This is a genomic window from Nocardioides marmoribigeumensis (genome assembly GCF_031458325.1).
Classification (GTDB): domain Bacteria; phylum Actinomycetota; class Actinomycetes; order Propionibacteriales; family Nocardioidaceae; genus Marmoricola_A; species Marmoricola_A marmoribigeumensis.
On the sequence record NZ_JAVDYG010000001.1, the window covers coordinates 2271108 to 2285657 of the forward strand.

Annotated in this window: 13 protein-coding genes; 8 read left to right on the forward strand and 5 right to left on the reverse strand. The window is 74.1% G+C overall.

The features are described 5' to 3' along the window. Positions 1-25 precede the first annotated feature (25 nt). The 3 genes from J2S63_RS10850 to J2S63_RS10860 all read right to left on the reverse strand — a co-directional run bounded on the left by J2S63_RS10850 (position 26) and on the right by J2S63_RS10860 (position 5124). The gene (locus J2S63_RS10850) at positions 26-2734 is read right to left on the reverse strand and encodes a hypothetical protein (protein ID WP_310301912.1); all 2709 of its coding nucleotides are present in this window, start codon (positions 2732-2734) and stop codon (positions 26-28) included. Between the two features lie 159 nt (positions 2735-2893). Beyond that, positions 2894-4246, reverse strand: a complete 1353-nt coding sequence (locus J2S63_RS10855) for a lytic transglycosylase domain-containing protein (RefSeq protein ID WP_310301913.1) — start codon at positions 4244-4246, stop codon at positions 2894-2896. 140 nt (positions 4247-4386) lie between these two features. Then, the gene (locus J2S63_RS10860) at positions 4387-5124 is read right to left on the reverse strand and encodes an IclR family transcriptional regulator (protein WP_310301914.1); all 738 of its coding nucleotides are present in this window, start codon (positions 5122-5124) and stop codon (positions 4387-4389) included. Between the two features lie 88 nt (positions 5125-5212). Here J2S63_RS10860 and hutH point away from each other — a divergent pair, with 88 nt between their 5' ends. From hutH to hutU, 3 genes are all read left to right on the forward strand, one after another. After that, the gene (gene hutH, locus J2S63_RS10865) at positions 5213-6829 is read left to right on the forward strand and encodes a histidine ammonia-lyase (RefSeq protein WP_310301915.1); all 1617 of its coding nucleotides are present in this window, start codon (positions 5213-5215) and stop codon (positions 6827-6829) included. 70 nt (positions 6830-6899) lie between these two features. Further along, the gene (locus J2S63_RS10870; protein ID WP_310301916.1) at positions 6900-7247 is read left to right on the forward strand and encodes a nuclear transport factor 2 family protein; all 348 of its coding nucleotides are present in this window, start codon (positions 6900-6902) and stop codon (positions 7245-7247) included. A 4-nt stretch (positions 7248-7251) separates the two neighbouring features. Next, entirely contained in the window at positions 7252-8925 is a 1674-nt protein-coding gene (hutU, locus tag J2S63_RS10875) for a urocanate hydratase (protein ID WP_310301917.1), read from the forward strand. Here hutU and J2S63_RS10880 read toward each other — a convergent pair. After that, the gene (locus J2S63_RS10880) at positions 8912-9526 is read right to left on the reverse strand and encodes a nitroreductase family protein (protein ID WP_310301918.1); all 615 of its coding nucleotides are present in this window, start codon (positions 9524-9526) and stop codon (positions 8912-8914) included. The two genes, hutU and J2S63_RS10880, sit on opposite strands and share 14 nt — an antisense overlap. A gap of 9 nt (positions 9527-9535) precedes the next feature. On the opposite strand from J2S63_RS10880, the gene J2S63_RS10885 reads away from it, so the two are divergent. The 4 genes from J2S63_RS10885 to J2S63_RS10900 all read left to right on the forward strand — a co-directional run bounded on the left by J2S63_RS10885 (position 9536) and on the right by J2S63_RS10900 (position 13507). Further along, entirely contained in the window at positions 9536-10726 is a 1191-nt protein-coding gene (locus J2S63_RS10885; protein WP_310301919.1) for an allantoate amidohydrolase, read from the forward strand. Further along, positions 10723-12057 carry a formimidoylglutamate deiminase gene (locus J2S63_RS10890; RefSeq protein WP_310301920.1) on the forward strand — a complete coding sequence of 445 codons (1335 nt, stop codon included), beginning with the start codon at positions 10723-10725 and terminating at the stop codon, positions 12055-12057. Before J2S63_RS10885 ends, J2S63_RS10890 begins: the two co-directional genes overlap by 4 nt. A gap of 37 nt (positions 12058-12094) precedes the next feature. Further along, a complete protein-coding gene (gene hutI, locus J2S63_RS10895) occupies positions 12095-13252 on the forward strand; it encodes an imidazolonepropionase (protein ID WP_310301921.1) in 1158 nt (385 codons plus the stop codon). Between the two features lie 123 nt (positions 13253-13375). Continuing rightward, positions 13376-13507 carry a hypothetical protein gene (locus J2S63_RS10900; RefSeq protein WP_310301922.1) on the forward strand — a complete coding sequence of 44 codons (132 nt, stop codon included), beginning with the start codon at positions 13376-13378 and terminating at the stop codon, positions 13505-13507. A 7-nt stretch (positions 13508-13514) separates the two neighbouring features. Here the strand turns inward: J2S63_RS10900 and J2S63_RS10905 are convergent, their stop codons facing one another. After that, positions 13515-14177: a (deoxy)nucleoside triphosphate pyrophosphohydrolase gene (locus J2S63_RS10905; protein ID WP_310301923.1), complete on the reverse strand. Its 663-nt coding sequence runs from the start codon at positions 14175-14177 to the stop codon at positions 13515-13517. Between the two features lie 233 nt (positions 14178-14410). Between J2S63_RS10905 and J2S63_RS10910 the strand changes: the two genes are divergently transcribed. Beyond that, positions 14411-14545: a hypothetical protein gene (locus J2S63_RS10910; RefSeq protein ID WP_310301924.1), complete on the forward strand. Its 135-nt coding sequence runs from the start codon at positions 14411-14413 to the stop codon at positions 14543-14545. Positions 14546-14550: the final 5 nt, after the last annotated feature.

The window sequence follows — 14550 nt, forward strand, 5'->3', positions numbered from 1 at the left end:
CGCACCATCCCGCGATCGGGCGGGGTCAGGTGACCTTCTGCAGGCGTCCCGCGTCGCTGAAGGTCAGCCGCAGCCGCGTCGTCGTCCCGTCGGACCGCTTGGCGCAGTAGCCGAAGGTGTGGTCGAGGCGGGTGTGGGGCTGGCCCGCGGCGAGCAGGACCGAGGTGACCGAGGAGCCGAGCCGCAGCGAGCGGAACAGCCGGACCGGCTTGCGGACCGACGGCTGCCGGCAGGCGTCGTTGCTCACCCCGACCGCGCGCTCCCAGGTCTGCAGGTAGGCCTCTGCGCCACGACCCATGTCGGCGGTGATCGCGGACCCGGCCTGCATCTTGAGGTCCTGCAGCCAGTCCGGGTAGAGGCCGTAGTGCGCCACGCCGTCGGTGTTGATGTCGTAGACGCGCTTGCCGCTGACCTGCTTGTCCACCGTCACGCCGCCGAAGCCGGTGAAGGGGTAGGTGACCTTGTCGGCGCCGGTCGGGTTGCGCGGGTCGCCCTGCGCGCCGAGGCCGTTGATGTCGGCGCCGTAGCCGACCCCGAAGAAGTAGCGCGGGTCGGTCCAGGTCTGCAGCCGCTTCCACTTGTCGACGAAGCCCTTGCTGTCGCCGGCGTAGGGCGCGACGAAGCCACCCAGCTTGAGGATGCGGGGGTAGGCGTCGGGGGTCGACCAGGAGTGGCTCGACAGGACGCCGGGGTAGCGCAGCTTCTCCATCACGTCGAGCGACTTCTTGCGGGCCTTGACGCTCATGTGGTCGGGGTCGAAGAGCATCCCGCGCTGCGCCATCTTGGTGATGAGGTGCTCGCCGAGGCTGCTCAGGCCGTAGGTGTTGCAATGGTGCGGCGGCGGGTAGACCGGCAGCGACAGCGGGAGCACGCCGGCCACCTTGGCTACCGCCCCGAAGAGGGCGTCCTGCTGCTCGGCCGGGAACTGCTCCGAGCCGGGGACCGAGCTCGGGTTCTCGATCTGGTCCTTGTCGTGCACCTCGTCGCCGAAGCCGGTCTGCTTGCCGTCGCAGTGCTCCATGCGCCAGGCCGACCCCGTCTCGAGGAAGTTGGCGCTGTTGACCAGGACGCCGGTCGTGCCCTCGTCACCGGTGATGCCGGAGAACGCGTTGTCGAACTTGTTGACCAGCTCCATCTGGCGCACGCCCCACTTGTGGACCGTGTCCAGCCATCCGTCGACCGAGCTGCTGTCGCAGCCGGGATCGGGCATCGGGTCACCGCCGGGGACCGGGTTGGGCTTGACCGAGCACTCGAAGGGGATCGACGTCTCGATGCCCATGACCACAGCGAGGCGCCCGGAGTTGATCACGCGGCGGGCCTGGAAGGGGTTGGTGACGATGCGGTACCACCCGCGGCCCGGGCCGCCGTACTGCGCGTCGACGTAGCGCTGCAGCGCGTACATGTCGTCCTTCTCGAAGGCGAGGGTCTTCATGTCGTCGCAGGTCGGGTTCTTGGTGAGGACCTTCTGGCTCTTGAGGGGGTAGAGCTGGCAGAGCTTGTTGTTCTCGACCAGCAGGTTGGTGAACACGCGCAGGCCGCCGCGCCAGGCCCGCTCCATCCAGCGGTAGTAGGTGCCTTCGTGGGTCAGCGAGTGGGGGGCCGGCCAGTCCTTGAAGGTCGGCCAGCCGACCGGGTCGTGGCCCGTGCCGGGGTTGCGACCCGAGAGGAAGTCCTCCACCACCGCGCCGTAGCCGTTGGTCTCCTCGTGGTCCGGGCAGTCCTTGAGCGCGACGGTGACGCCGTAGCGGTCCCACGGCTTGCCGCAGTGGAGGGCGCCCCCGAGGAACTCGAAGGCCATGCCGTGGGTGTGGGCGTCGGCGGTGCCGTAGGTCTGCTGGAACGACGTGACGCCCTTGTAGGGACCGCCGGTGATGTTGATGGCGACGTCGGGGAAGGAGGGGCAGCCCTTGACGCGGGTGAGCAGGAACCGGCTCGCCGCCCCCGCGTCGGCCGGGCTCAACGAGACCTTGCCGCTGCGCGCGGCGGTCAGCCAGCCGTCGCCGACCTTGAAGGTGAAGCGGCCGGAGGAGGTGCGACGCACGGTCCAGTCGCCGGTGGCGCCCGGGGTGGTGCCCCACGAGACCGCGGTGCCGGACCCGTCGAGGAAGTCACGCCTGGTGCCGTAGAGCATGTAGCTGCCGAGGTCGGTCGCGTGGTAGCGGACCGGCGTCGCGCCTGCGGACCCGGCGGTCGCCGCCACGCCGTCAGCGGTGCGTCGCAGCCACTTGCCGTTGCTGACCGCCTGGAAGGCGTAGCAGCCCCCGGCCATCTCGTAGCGGGTGCGCGGGTGGGTGTGGCGCGGAGCCCGCAGGCTGGTCGCGGTGACCGACGGGGTGGGCTCGGTGCGCATCTCGGCCGCGGCGGCACGCGCGCGCGCCGCCTGCGCGGGCGTCGTCGGGTCGGCGGCGTCCTTGCTGGTGGCCTCCTCCGAGCGGCTGATGGCGTTCTTGGTCGAGGAGTCGTTGTGGGTGTGGCCGCCGTCCTTGCCGGACTCGCGGCGCAGGAAGTCGGCGACCTTGCCGTACTTCTGCCGGTCGGCCCGGAGCTCGACCTGACGGGCGTAGGACGCGGCCTGCTTCTTGGCGACCGCGTCGTGGACCTTGGCGACCCGGGTCTCCGCCGGGGCCGCGGCGGACTCCGCAGGGGAGGAGGGCATCGTCAGGGCGGCGGCGACCACGCCGCCGACCCCCAGTGCGACTGTCGCGACGAGCTGCGCGTGCCGGTGCTGGACCATCGGAAACCCCCGTGCGGTGGAGACAAGACGAACAAGTGTCACATTTGTCCGCGCGCGGGTCCAGGGTGGCGCAGGCCACAAGGGCACGCTCGCGTCCCCTCGGAGTATTCGCGTGCGCGCCGACAGCGGCAGCGCTTTGCCCGAAGTGCTCGGGCCCGATCAGCCCTGCAGGGCCGTCACCCGTCCCGCCCCGTCGACGGTGGCGGTGACCTCGCGACCGACCAGCTCCGACAGGAGCGCGGGGTCGAGCCCGGTCACGTCGACCGCCGTGCCGCCGAGGGTCCAGCCCGTCCCGGTCTGCTCCAGGACGCCGACCGGTCCCGCGTCGCTGGACCCGGCGGGGTCGGTGCCCGGGGTCCCGCTGGGGGTGCCCGTCGGCTCCGTCGGCTCGGTCGGGGTGTCCGTCGGGGTCTCGGTCGGCGTCTCCGTCGGCGTCTCCGTCGGCGTCTCCGTCGGCGTCTCCGTCGGCGTCTCGGTCGGGGTCGGGGTGCCGGTCGGCTGCTCGGTCGGCTCCTGGGTCGGCTCCTGGGTCGGGCCCGTGGTGGGCCCGGCGACCGGGCCCTGCACGACCTCGGCCGGAGCGGTCGCCACCGGCCGGACGGGTGAGAGCGTCGCGACCGTGCGGGTGCCGTGGCGCGGGGGCTGCGTGGTCTTGCGTGCCTCGAGCCGCGCCTGGGCCAGGTGGTGGGTGACGGCGGTGACGGCCTCGGCCTGCGGGGTCACCGGGGCGGCCTGCCCGGCCGCCCACACGGCGTCGTACGGCGCGGTGGTGTAGGCCCGCGCGAGCCGTCTGACGGTCGCGGCGAAACCGGGCGTGCTGTCCCAGGCGGCCAGGGTCCGGTCGACCCGTGAGGCGGGGGTGCCGCTGTCGACGGCGGCGCAGAGGTAGACCCCCGCCGCCAGTGCGGCGTCGTCCAGGTCGCGCGGGTCGCGCACGCCGTCGCCGTCGGCGTCGACGCCGGCCGCGGTCCAGGTCGCCGGCAGCATGCGCATCGGGCCGACGGGCCGGTCGGCGCGGGCGTCGTGGTCGATCCGGCCGCCGTCGGTGTCGGGCGCGGCAGGACCCGACGCGCGCCCGGCGGTGAGCCGGCCGTGGTCGGAGACGACGCGGCCCAGCCCGGCCAGCAACGGGGCGGTGACGCCGCAGGTCGGGGCCACCGTGTGGACGGTGCGGGCGGCGAGGAGGTAGGCCGAGGCCGCCTCGGCGGGCAGCTCGCCCGCGGAGCGACGCAGCCAGGCCGGCGCCGAGCCACCGCGCGGACCGACGACGACGTCGACGACCTGGGGCCTCCGCTGGAGCACGACGGCGGTCTCCTCGATCCCTGCCCCCTGGGCCACCGTGCGGGCCGCGGTCCGAGGCGCGCGGGTGTCCGTGGCAGGAGAGCCCTCGCCGGCGCTGGCGGCGTGCGCGCCGACGGTCGCGGCGGTCAGCGCCAGCGCCGAGGCGAGCGCGAGCCGCGCGCGTCGGGGAGATGCGTCGCGACCCGGGCGCGGCGCAGCGGGGGAGGTCATGCTCGGACGGTAAAGGAGCCGATCGGTCCGCACCAGGGGGACAGGACTCCCCCTGGGCGGGCCCTCTGGCCCTATCTGCCCTCCGCTCGGCGGGGACTGCGACGGGGTTGCCCGGGTGGCCGCCCGAGCCCCTCCGGCGGTCAGGCCAGACGCGCCGACAGGGCGTCCGCCGCCGCGCGGACCCGGGGCGCGAGGTCGGTCGTCCCGCCCGCGGCGAAGGTGAGCGCCACCCCGGCGACGGGGTGACCGTTGTGGTCGAGGACGGCGGCGGCCACGGAGGCGAGCCCGGGGGTGACCTCCCCGTCCTCCACCGCCCAGCCGCGCTGCCGCGTCTCGGTCAGGACCGCTCGCAGGGCGGAGGGGGACGCCGGACCGTTGCCGTGCCGCTGCACGAACGCGGTGCGGTCGGGGTAGAGGGCGCGGACCTGGGCGGCCGGGAGCGCGGCCAGCATGGCGCGGCCGCTCGCGGTGAGGTGGGCGGGCAGCCGGACCCCGACGTCGGTGACCAGCGGCGGTCGTCCGGGCGCGCGCTCCTCCAGGACGTAGAGCACGTCCCGCCCGTGCATCACCGCCAGGTGGGCGCTCTCACCGGTCCGGTCCACGAGGGCCGCCAGCGGTCGGCGCGCGAGGCGAGCGAGGGGCTCCTGCCGGGCGTAGCCGGTCGCCACCTCGAAGGCGGCCACCCCGAGCCCGTAGCGGCGCTCCTCGGCGAGGTGCACCACGAAGCCCTCCTCGGCCATCGCCGCCAGGAGGTGGTAGGCCGAGCTGCGCGGGATCCCGACCGCGTGCGAGATCCGCTCCAGCGGCACCGGGGTCGGCTGGCCGGCGAGGAAGCGGAGGACCCGGAGGGCGCGGGTGGCGGCGGGGACCTGGGGCACCCGGCCATCGTGCCGCATGTCTCGGATCCGAGACAGCATCGGCGTTCGGGTGCTGGTCGAGCCCGCGCCGTGGGTGTCTGATCGAGGCATGACGACGACGCACGCAACCGCACCCGGGACGGGCCTCGCTCCCGTGGTGGTGGGCACGGGACCGGTCTCCTTCGCCGACGTGGTCTCGGTGGCTCGGGGAGGGGCGGGCGTCCGGCTTGCCCCGGAAGCGGTCGCCGCGCTGGAGGCGGCCCGCGCCGTGGTGGACGCGCTCGCGCAGGCGCCCACGCCGGCGTACGGCATCTCGACGGGGTTCGGCGCGCTCGCCACCCGTCACATCCCGGCCGAGCTGCGCGCCCAGCTCCAGCGCTCGCTGGTGCGCTCCCACGCCGCCGGGTCGGGGCCCGAGGTGGAGCGGGAGGTGGTGCGCGGGCTCATGCTGCTGCGCCTGTCCACCCTGGCGACCGGCCACACCGGTGTGCGCCCGGCGACCGCGCAGCTGCTGGCCGACCTGCTCACCCACGGGATCACGCCGGTGGTGCACGAGTACGGCTCGCTCGGCTGCTCCGGGGACCTCGCGCCGCTGTCGCACGTCGCCCTGGCCCTCATCGGTGAGGGCACGGTGCACCGCGCCGACGGCACCCTCACCGACGCCGCGACCGCGCTCGCGGAGTGCGGGCTCGCACCGGTCGAGCTCGGCCCCAAGGAGGGCCTCGCCCTGATCAACGGCACCGACGGCATGACCGGGATGCTCGTGCTGGCGCTGCACGACCTGGACAACCTGCTGCGCGTCGCCGACGTCGCCGCGGCCATGTCGGTCGAGGGGCAGCTGGCGACCGACCGGGTCTTCGCCGAGGACCTCCAGGCGCTGCGGCCGCACCCGGGCCAGGCCGCGTCGGCCGCCAACCTGCGGCGCCTCCTCGCCGACTCGGGCGTCGTCGCCTCCCACCGGGGACCGGACTGCAACCGCGTGCAGGACGCCTATTCGCTGCGCTGCTCGCCCCAGGTCCACGGCGCAGTCCGCGACACCCGCGACCATGCCGCCCTGGTGGCCGGCCGCGAGCTGGCCTCGGCGATCGACAACCCGGTCGTGGTGTTCGACCGGCCCGCGGGGGTCTCGGGGGAGTCCGGGGGCGGAGCCCCCGGACGTGTCGAGTCCAACGGCAACTTCCACGGGGCGCCCGTCGGCTACGTCCTCGACTTCCTCGCGATCGCGGTCGCCGACCTGGCCTCGATCAGCGAGCGACGCACCGACCGCTTCCTCGACCGGGCCCGCAGCCACGGGCTCCCGCCGTTCCTCGCCGGGGACCCGGGGGTCGACAGCGGCCACATGATCGCGCAGTACACCTCTGCCGGCATCGTCTCCGAGCTCAAGCGGCTCGCCACCCCGGCGTCGGTCGACTCGATCCCGTCCTCGGCGATGCAGGAGGACCACGTGTCGATGGGCTGGGCGGCCGCCCGCAAGCTGCGTCGCTCGGTCGACGGCCTGTCGCGGGTGCTCGCGATCGAGGTCCTCACCGCGGCCCGCGCCCTCGACCTCAGGGCCCCGCTCGCGCCGTCGCCGGCCACGGCCGCGGTGCTCGCGCTGCTCCGGCAGTCGGTGCCGGGACCGGGTCCCGACCGCTACCTGGCCCCCGAGATCGAGTCGGCGGTCCAGCTCGTCCAGACCGGCGCACTGTTGTCCGCCGTACAAGAAGTGATCGGGGAGCTGGCATGAGCGAGCGCAGCGAGCGGATCAACGGGTCATGCGTGGCTCCGCCGCCGAGCGCAGCGAAGGCGGTGGACGCATGACCTCCGCCGCCTTCGTCGCGCACCGGTTCGTGACCGCGGTCGACCGGCGTGACTGGGCCTCCCTGTCCGAGCTCGTCGACGAGTCGACCACCGTCCTCTACGTCCACGACGGCCGGCGCATGTCCGGCCCGGAGTGGGTGCGGTTCAACGCCGACTACCCCGGACGCTGGAGCTTCGTGGCCGAGGACATCGTCGCCACCGACACGCGCGCCGTCGTGCGCGCCCGCGTCTTCGACGAGGAGACGACCTTCCACGTCGCCTCGTTCCTGACCGTCGCCGACGGTCGCATCACCGACCTGACCGAGGTGTGGGCCGACGGCCACCCCGCCGCCATCGAGGAGTGAACCCATGAACGACCGCCTGCCGATCCACGCCCCCCGCGGCTCCGAGCTCACCGCGCGCTCGTGGCAGACCGAGGCGCCGCTGCGCATGCTGATGAACAACCTCGATCCCGAGAACGCCGAGCGCCCCGAGGACCTCGTGGTGTACGGCGGCACGGGCAAGGCCGCGCGCTCCTGGGAGGCGTACGACGCCCTGGTGCGCACGCTGTCCACCCTCGCCGACGACGAGACGATGCTCGTGCAGTCCGGCAAGCCGGTCGGCGTGATGCGCACCCACGAGTGGGCGCCGCGGGTGCTCATCGCCAACTCCAACCTGGTGGGCGACTGGGCCAACTGGGAGGAGTTCCGCCGGCTCGAGCACCTCGGCCTGACGATGTACGGCCAGATGACGGCCGGCTCGTGGATCTACATCGGCACGCAGGGGATCCTCCAGGGCACCTACGAGACCTTCGCCGCCGTCGCCGAGAAGCTCACCACCGGCTCGATCACCGGCCAGGGCGGCTCGCTCGCCGGGACGATCACCCTCACCGCCGGCCTGGGTGGCATGGGCGGGGCCCAGCCGCTGGCCGTGACGATGAACGGCGGCGTGGCGATCTGCGTCGAGTGCGACCCCTCGCGCATCGCCCGGCGCATCGAGCACCGCTACCTCGACGTGCAGGCCGACTCGCTGGAGCACGCGCTCTCCCTCGCGGTGTCGGCTCGCGACCGGAAGGAGGCGCTCTCGATCGGGCTGCTGGGCAACGCGGCCGAGATGTTTCCTCGGATCCTCGAGTCCGGGTTCAAGGTCGACATCGTCACCGACCAGACCAGCGCGCACGACCCGCTGTCCTACCTGCCGATCGGGGTCTCCTTCGAGGAGTGGCACGAGGCCGCCTCCCGGGACCCCGAGGGGTTCACCAAGGAGGCGCAGGCCTCGATGGCCGCGCACGTGCGGGCGATGGTGGAGTTCCAGGACGCCGGGGCCGAGGTCTTCGACTACGGCAACTCGATCCGCGACGAGGCCCGCAAGGGCGGCTACGAGCGCGCGTTCGAGTTCCCGGGCTTCGTCCCGGCGTACATCCGTCCGCTGTTCTGCGAGGGCAAGGGCCCGTTCCGGTGGGCGGCGCTGTCCGGCGACCCGGAGGACATCCGCAAGACCGACGAGGCGATCCTGTCGCTCTTCCCGGACAACGAGCGCCTGCACACGTGGATCCGCATGGCGCAGGAGCGCGTGCACTTCCAGGGCCTGCCGGCGCGGATCTGCTGGCTGGGCTACGGCGAGCGCCACCTGGCCGGGCTCAGGTTCAACGAGATGGTCGCGAGCGGCGAGCTGTCCGGCCCGATCGTGATCGGCCGCGACCACCTCGACTGCGGCTCGGTCGCCTCGCCCTACCGCGAGACCGAGGCGATGCTCGACGGCTCCGACGCGATCGCCGACTGGGCGCTGCTCAACGCGCTGGTCAACACGGCGTCGGGGGCGACCTGGGTGTCGATCCACCACGGCGGCGGGGTCGGCATGGGCCGCTCGATCCACGCCGGCCAGGTCTGCGTCGCGGACGGCACCCCGCTCGCCGCGCAGAAGATCGAGCGGGTGCTCACCAACGACCCGGGGATGGGGATCATCCGTCACGTCGACGCGGGCTACGACCGTGCCGCCGAGGTGGCCGCCGAGCGTGGCGTGCGCATCCCTATGAAGGAGTGAGCCGCCATCCGCCGCGGTGGACCACGTCGGTGCGCCGGCCCCGGGCGACGGAGCCCTTGCTGCCCACGTCGTCGGGGACCCGGTGGCCGAGCGTGACCGCCCCGATCGGGGTGTACGCCGCCGGCACGTCGAACTCCGCGCGGAGCGCGTCGTGCCGGTCACCCGGGACGCCGAAGAAGCAGGCGCCCAGCCCCTCGTCCACCGCCGTGAGCAGCATCAGCAGCGAGGCCATCGCCGTGTCGAGGTGCCAGTAGGGCACCGGCCAGCGGTCCTCGGACCGGTCGGTCCAGCCCTTGTCCGGCTCGGCGTAGCGGTCGAGGTAGGCGTCCTTGTGGCTCAGCGGCACGATCACGACGGGGGCGGTCATCATGCCGCGCAGCCACCGGTCGGGGTCGTCCACCCGGTCGCCGGCGGTGGCCCGCCAGTAGCGCTCGACGTCGGCCGGGGTGTCGAGGACGACGAAGGCCCAGCCCTGGGAGAACCCCGCGCTCGGCGCCCGCAGCGCGTGCGCCAGGACCCGGTCCACGACGGCCGGGTCGACCGGCTCGTCGGAGTAGGTTCGGACCATCCGGCGGCGACGTACGACATCAGCGAACTCCACGGGAGCAGCATGACCTTCGAGCAGATGTGGGCCGACCTCGCCCCGGTGGGCCGGTCGGACGCGACGGGCGGCTACCTCCGCCAGCCGTTCACCGCCGCCGAGGAGGAGGCGCAGGCGTGGTTCGCCGCCGAGTGCGCCCGTCGCGACCTCACGGTCGTGACCGACGCGTTCGGCAACCACGTGGCCTGGTGGGGCTCCCCGACCCCGGACGACCGCGGGGTCCTCACCGGCTCGCACCTCGACTCGGTCCGGCAGGGCGGGGCGTACGACGGCCCGCTCGGCGTCGTGTCCGCGTTCGCCGCGGTCGACCTGCTGCGCTCACGCGGGTTCGAGCCGTCCCGGCCGATCGGGATCGCGTCCTTCCGCGAGGAGGAGGGGTCGCGGTTCCCCCTTGCCTGCCTGGGTTCCCGGCTCGCGACCGGCATCCTCGCGTGGGACGACGCCCGCGAGCTGCGGGACCGGGACGGGGTGGCCCTGGCCGACGTGGTGCCCGGCCCGGACGCTCGACCGGACGCGGCGGGGTGGCTCGACCACGTGGGGGCCTTCGTCGAGCTCCACGTCGAGCAGGGCCGCGCGCTCGCCGACGTGGACCGGCCCGTCGGGGTGGCGAGCATGATCTGGCCGCACGGCCGCTACCGTCTCGACTTCACCGGCCGCCCCGACCACGCCGGCACCACCCGCATGGAGGACCGGCACGACCCGATGCTCACCTACGCCATGACGGTGCTCGCCGCCAACAAGCAGGCCCGGCTGTCGGGCCAGCGGGCGACGTTCGGCCGGGTCGAGGTCGACCCCGGCTCCACCAACGGCATCCCCGGTCGCGTGACCGGGTGGCTCGACGCGCGGGCCGAGTCGCCGGAGGCGCTCGAGGCGCTGGTCGACGCGATCGCCCGCCAGGCCGGGGACCGAGCGGACCGCGACGGGACCGCCGTACGCCTCACGGCGGAGTCGGTCAGCGGCGCGGTCTCCTTCGACGCCGCGTTGGCGCGCCGGCTGGCCGAGCCGCGCGGGTGGCCGGTCCTGCCCACCCAGGCCGGCCACGACGCGGGGATCCTGTCCGGTGCCGGCGTCCCGACCGCGATGCTGTTCGTCCGCAACCCGACCGGCGTCTCCCACTCGCCCGAGGAGCACGCGCCCGTGGAGGACTGCCTGGCCGGGGTCGAGGCGCTGGCCGACGTGCTGGAGGACCTCGCCCGGTGACGACGGTGACGACCTACCTCCTGGAGCACGCGTGGCTCCCCGACGGCATCTCGGACGACGTCTACGCCACCGTCGTCGACGGCCGGTTCAGCAAGGTCGGGCACGACCCCGTCCGGGGCGCGCATCGCCTTGCCGGCTTGACGATCCCCGGCCTGGCCAACTGCCACAGCCACGCCTTCCACCGCGCGCTGCGCGGCCGGACGCAGCGGGGCGACGGCACGTTCTGGACCTGGCGGGAGCAGATGTACGCCGTCGCGCAGCGGCTCGACCCCGACGCCTACCGCGAGCTCGCGGTCGCCGTGTTCGGGGAGATGGCGCTGGCCGGCATCACGACGGTCGGCGAGTTCCACTACCTCCACCACGGTCCCGACGGCACGCCGTACGACGACCCCAACGCGATGGGCAACGCCCTCCTGGACGCCGCGCGCGAGGTCGGGATCCGGATCACGCTGCTCGACACCTGCTACCTCACGGCCGGGATCGGGAGGCCGCCCGAGGGCGTGCAGGTGCGCTACTCCGACGGGTCGGGTCGCGACTGGCAGGACCGGGTCGACGAGCAGACCGCCGAGGAGGGCGGCGACGTCGTCGTCGGGGCGGCGATCCACTCCGTGCGCGCCGTGCCGCTCGAGGAGATGCGGCTCGTGGCCGACTGGGCCGACCGCTTCGAGGTGCCGCTGCACGTGCACCTGTCCGAGCAGGTCGCGGAGAATGACGAGTGCCTCGCCGCCTACGGCCGCACGCCGACCGAGGTGCTCGCCGAGGCGGGGGCGCTCGGGGACCGGACCAGCGCCGTGCACGCCACGCACCTCACCGACAGCGACGTCGCGCTCCTCGGGTCGACCCGCACGGTCGCGTGCTTCTGCCCGACCACCGAGCGCGACCTCGGGGACGGCGTCGGCCCGTCGACCCGGCTCCGGGACGCGGGCTCCCCGCTGACCCTCGGGTCCGACAGCCACGCGGTGGTCGACCTGTTCGAGGAGATGCGCGCCGTCGAGCTCGACGAGCGGCTGGTCAGCCGGTCCCGTGGCCACTGGCGCGCGCCCGACCTGCTCCGCGCCGCGACGTACGCCGGGCACGCCTCGCTCGGGTTCCGCGACGCCGGCCGCATCGAGCCCGGGGCCCGCGCCGACCTGGTCAGCCTCGACCTGGCGTCACCGCGCACGGCGGGCTGCGGCCCGACCGCGGAGACCGTGGCCTACGCCGTGTCGGCCGCCGACGTGACCGGCGTGGTCGCCGGCGGCCGGGTGCTGCTGGAGCAGGGCGAGCGGGGCGACGCCGAGCAGCGCGTGGGCGCCGCGCTCGCCGCGGCCGTCGAGGGACTGCTGCGGTGACCCGGGCCTGCGCCGGGTCCTGTGCGAGGCTGGTGCCGTGCCCGCCCTCCTCCTGACCGGCATCGGCGAGCTGGTCACCCTCGACCCGGCGCACGGCCCCGGTCTGGGGCTGGTGCGCGACGCGGCCGTGGTCATCGAGGGCACCGGCGAGGGCTGGCGCGTGGCGTGGACGGGCCCCGCGCGCGAGGCGCCCGAGGCCGACCAGGCCCAGGACCTCGGCGGTCGGGCCGTCATCCCCGGCTTCGTCGACTCGCACTCCCACCTGCTGTTCGCCGGCGACCGTGGCGAGGAGTTCGCCGCACGCATGGCCGGCACGACGTACGACGGCGGGGGGATCCGCACGACGGTCGCCGCGACCCGCGCCGCCACCGACGAGGAGCTCGAGGCCAACCTGCTGCGCCACCTGCGCGAGATGCGTCGCCAGGGCACGACGACCGTCGAGGTCAAGAGCGGCTACGGCCTCACCGTCGCCGACGAGGCACGGTCGCTGGCGATCGCGGCCCGCTTCACCAGCGAGACGACCTACCTCGGCGCCCACGTGGTGCCGCCGGAGCACGCCGACGACCCCGCGGCCTACGTCGACCTGGTCACCGGGCCGATGCTCGAGGCCTGCGCTCCGCACGCCAAGTGGATCGACGTGTTCTGCGAGCGGGGTGCGTTCGACGCCGACCAGGCCCGCGCGATCTTGTCGGCCGGACAATCATCCGGCCTGCGCGGGCGACTGCACGCCAACCAGCTCGGCCCGGGCCCCGGCGTCCAGCTGGCCTGCGAGCTCGGTCTCGTCGCCGTCGACCACTGCACCTACCTGTCCGACGACGACGTCACCGCGCTGGCCGACACCGGCACGATCGCCACCCTCCTGCCGGGCGTGGAGTTCTCGACCCGCTCGCCCTACCCCGACGCCCGCGCGCTGATCGACCGCGGGGTCCGGGTCGCGCTCGCGACCGACTGCAACCCCGGCTCGTGCTACACGTCGTCGATGCCGCTGTGCATCGCGCTGGCCGTCCGCGAGATGGGGATGACGCCGGCCGAGGCGCTGACCGCCGCGACCCTCGGCGGGGCCCGGGCGCTCGGACGCGACGACGTGGGCCACCTCCGACCCGGCGCCCTCGGTGACGTGGTCGTGCTGGAGGCGCCCTCCTACCTCCACCTCGCCTACCGGCCCGGCGTGCCCCTCGCCCGGCCCCTGCCGTGATCTGAGGTAGCGGGCGCCGGAGGATCGGGTGATCTCCCGATCCGCGGGCCTACCTCAGCAGACGAGAGTCGTACCTGTCGGAGGACCACCAGCGTCGGTGGCCCTGATCGAGAGGAGTCCGACATGAACCCGATGGCCCTCTACGCCGTGATGACCCAGCAGCCCTCGCCGTCCCGGAGCATGCGCGACGGCGTCGTCGTCAAGCGCCGCAGCCGCCGCCCGTCGCGGCGCACCGCGTCCCGTTCGATCATCTGAGCCCGGCTCAGCGCCGCGGTGCTCGCGGCAGGTCGAGCGGAGCCGGTCCTGTCCCCAGGGCCGGCTCCGTCGCCACGAGCACGTCGAACCAGCCCTCGTGCTCCTCGGTGAGGAGCTCCAGGCGGACGTCGGGCGCGTCGGTCACGACCGCCCAGGAGTGGTCCTCGTCGTCGTCCTCGCCGGCGAACGCCTCGCGCTCGGACCAGGCGGCGTACCCCTCCGTCCGGAGGAGCGCGACGACCTCCTCGGCGGTGTCGCGGTCGTCGAAGACCCCGCGGGCCTGCGGCTTGGCCAGCAGCGCGACCAGGGCGGGCAGGAACGGGCGGTCCGGCTCGAGCCAGTCGACGTCGTGCACCTCGGCGGCCGTGAGCCAGCGGACCTCGTCGTGCTCGACCGGCTCGGGCTCACCGTCGACCAGGCGCGCGAGGGCGACGGTGAGGACCAGCCCCGGCCGGATCGGCACCCGCCCCTCGACCCACCCGGTCACCGCGACCGTGCAGCCCAGCTCCTCGGCCAGCTCGCGCACCACCGCCGCCACGGGGGTCTCGCCCGCCTCGACCTTGCCGCCGGGCAGCTCCCAGCGCCCTGCCGACTCCGGCGGGGACGTACGCCGGGCAGCGAGCACCGCCCCCCGTCGTACCACCGCCGCCCCGACCACCACCTGATCCATGGGGTCCAGTTTCACTAGGTACCTAGTGAAACTGGTACTCCCCGAGCGAAGTTTCGCTCGGGGAGCGACAACGTCACTAGGTACCTAGTGAAACCGCACCGGCCCCTACCTCAGCGGGCGGAATAGGGATATCTCCCGATGTCCGGGCCTACCTCAGACGGCGAGTCTTGATGTGCTGGGCCGGACCAGTACCCGAAGCCGACCGGACAGCACCTGTGGAGGAGGAGCAAGCCATGACCAACAACGACGCGTACCTCGAGTACTTCATGAGCAACCGCCGCATGCCGGCACCGTCCGTCACCCGGGACCGCTCGCGCCGCCGCCCGAGCGTGTGGGCCCGTGCGCAGAAGGCTCTCTCGGCGCGCTGACCCCG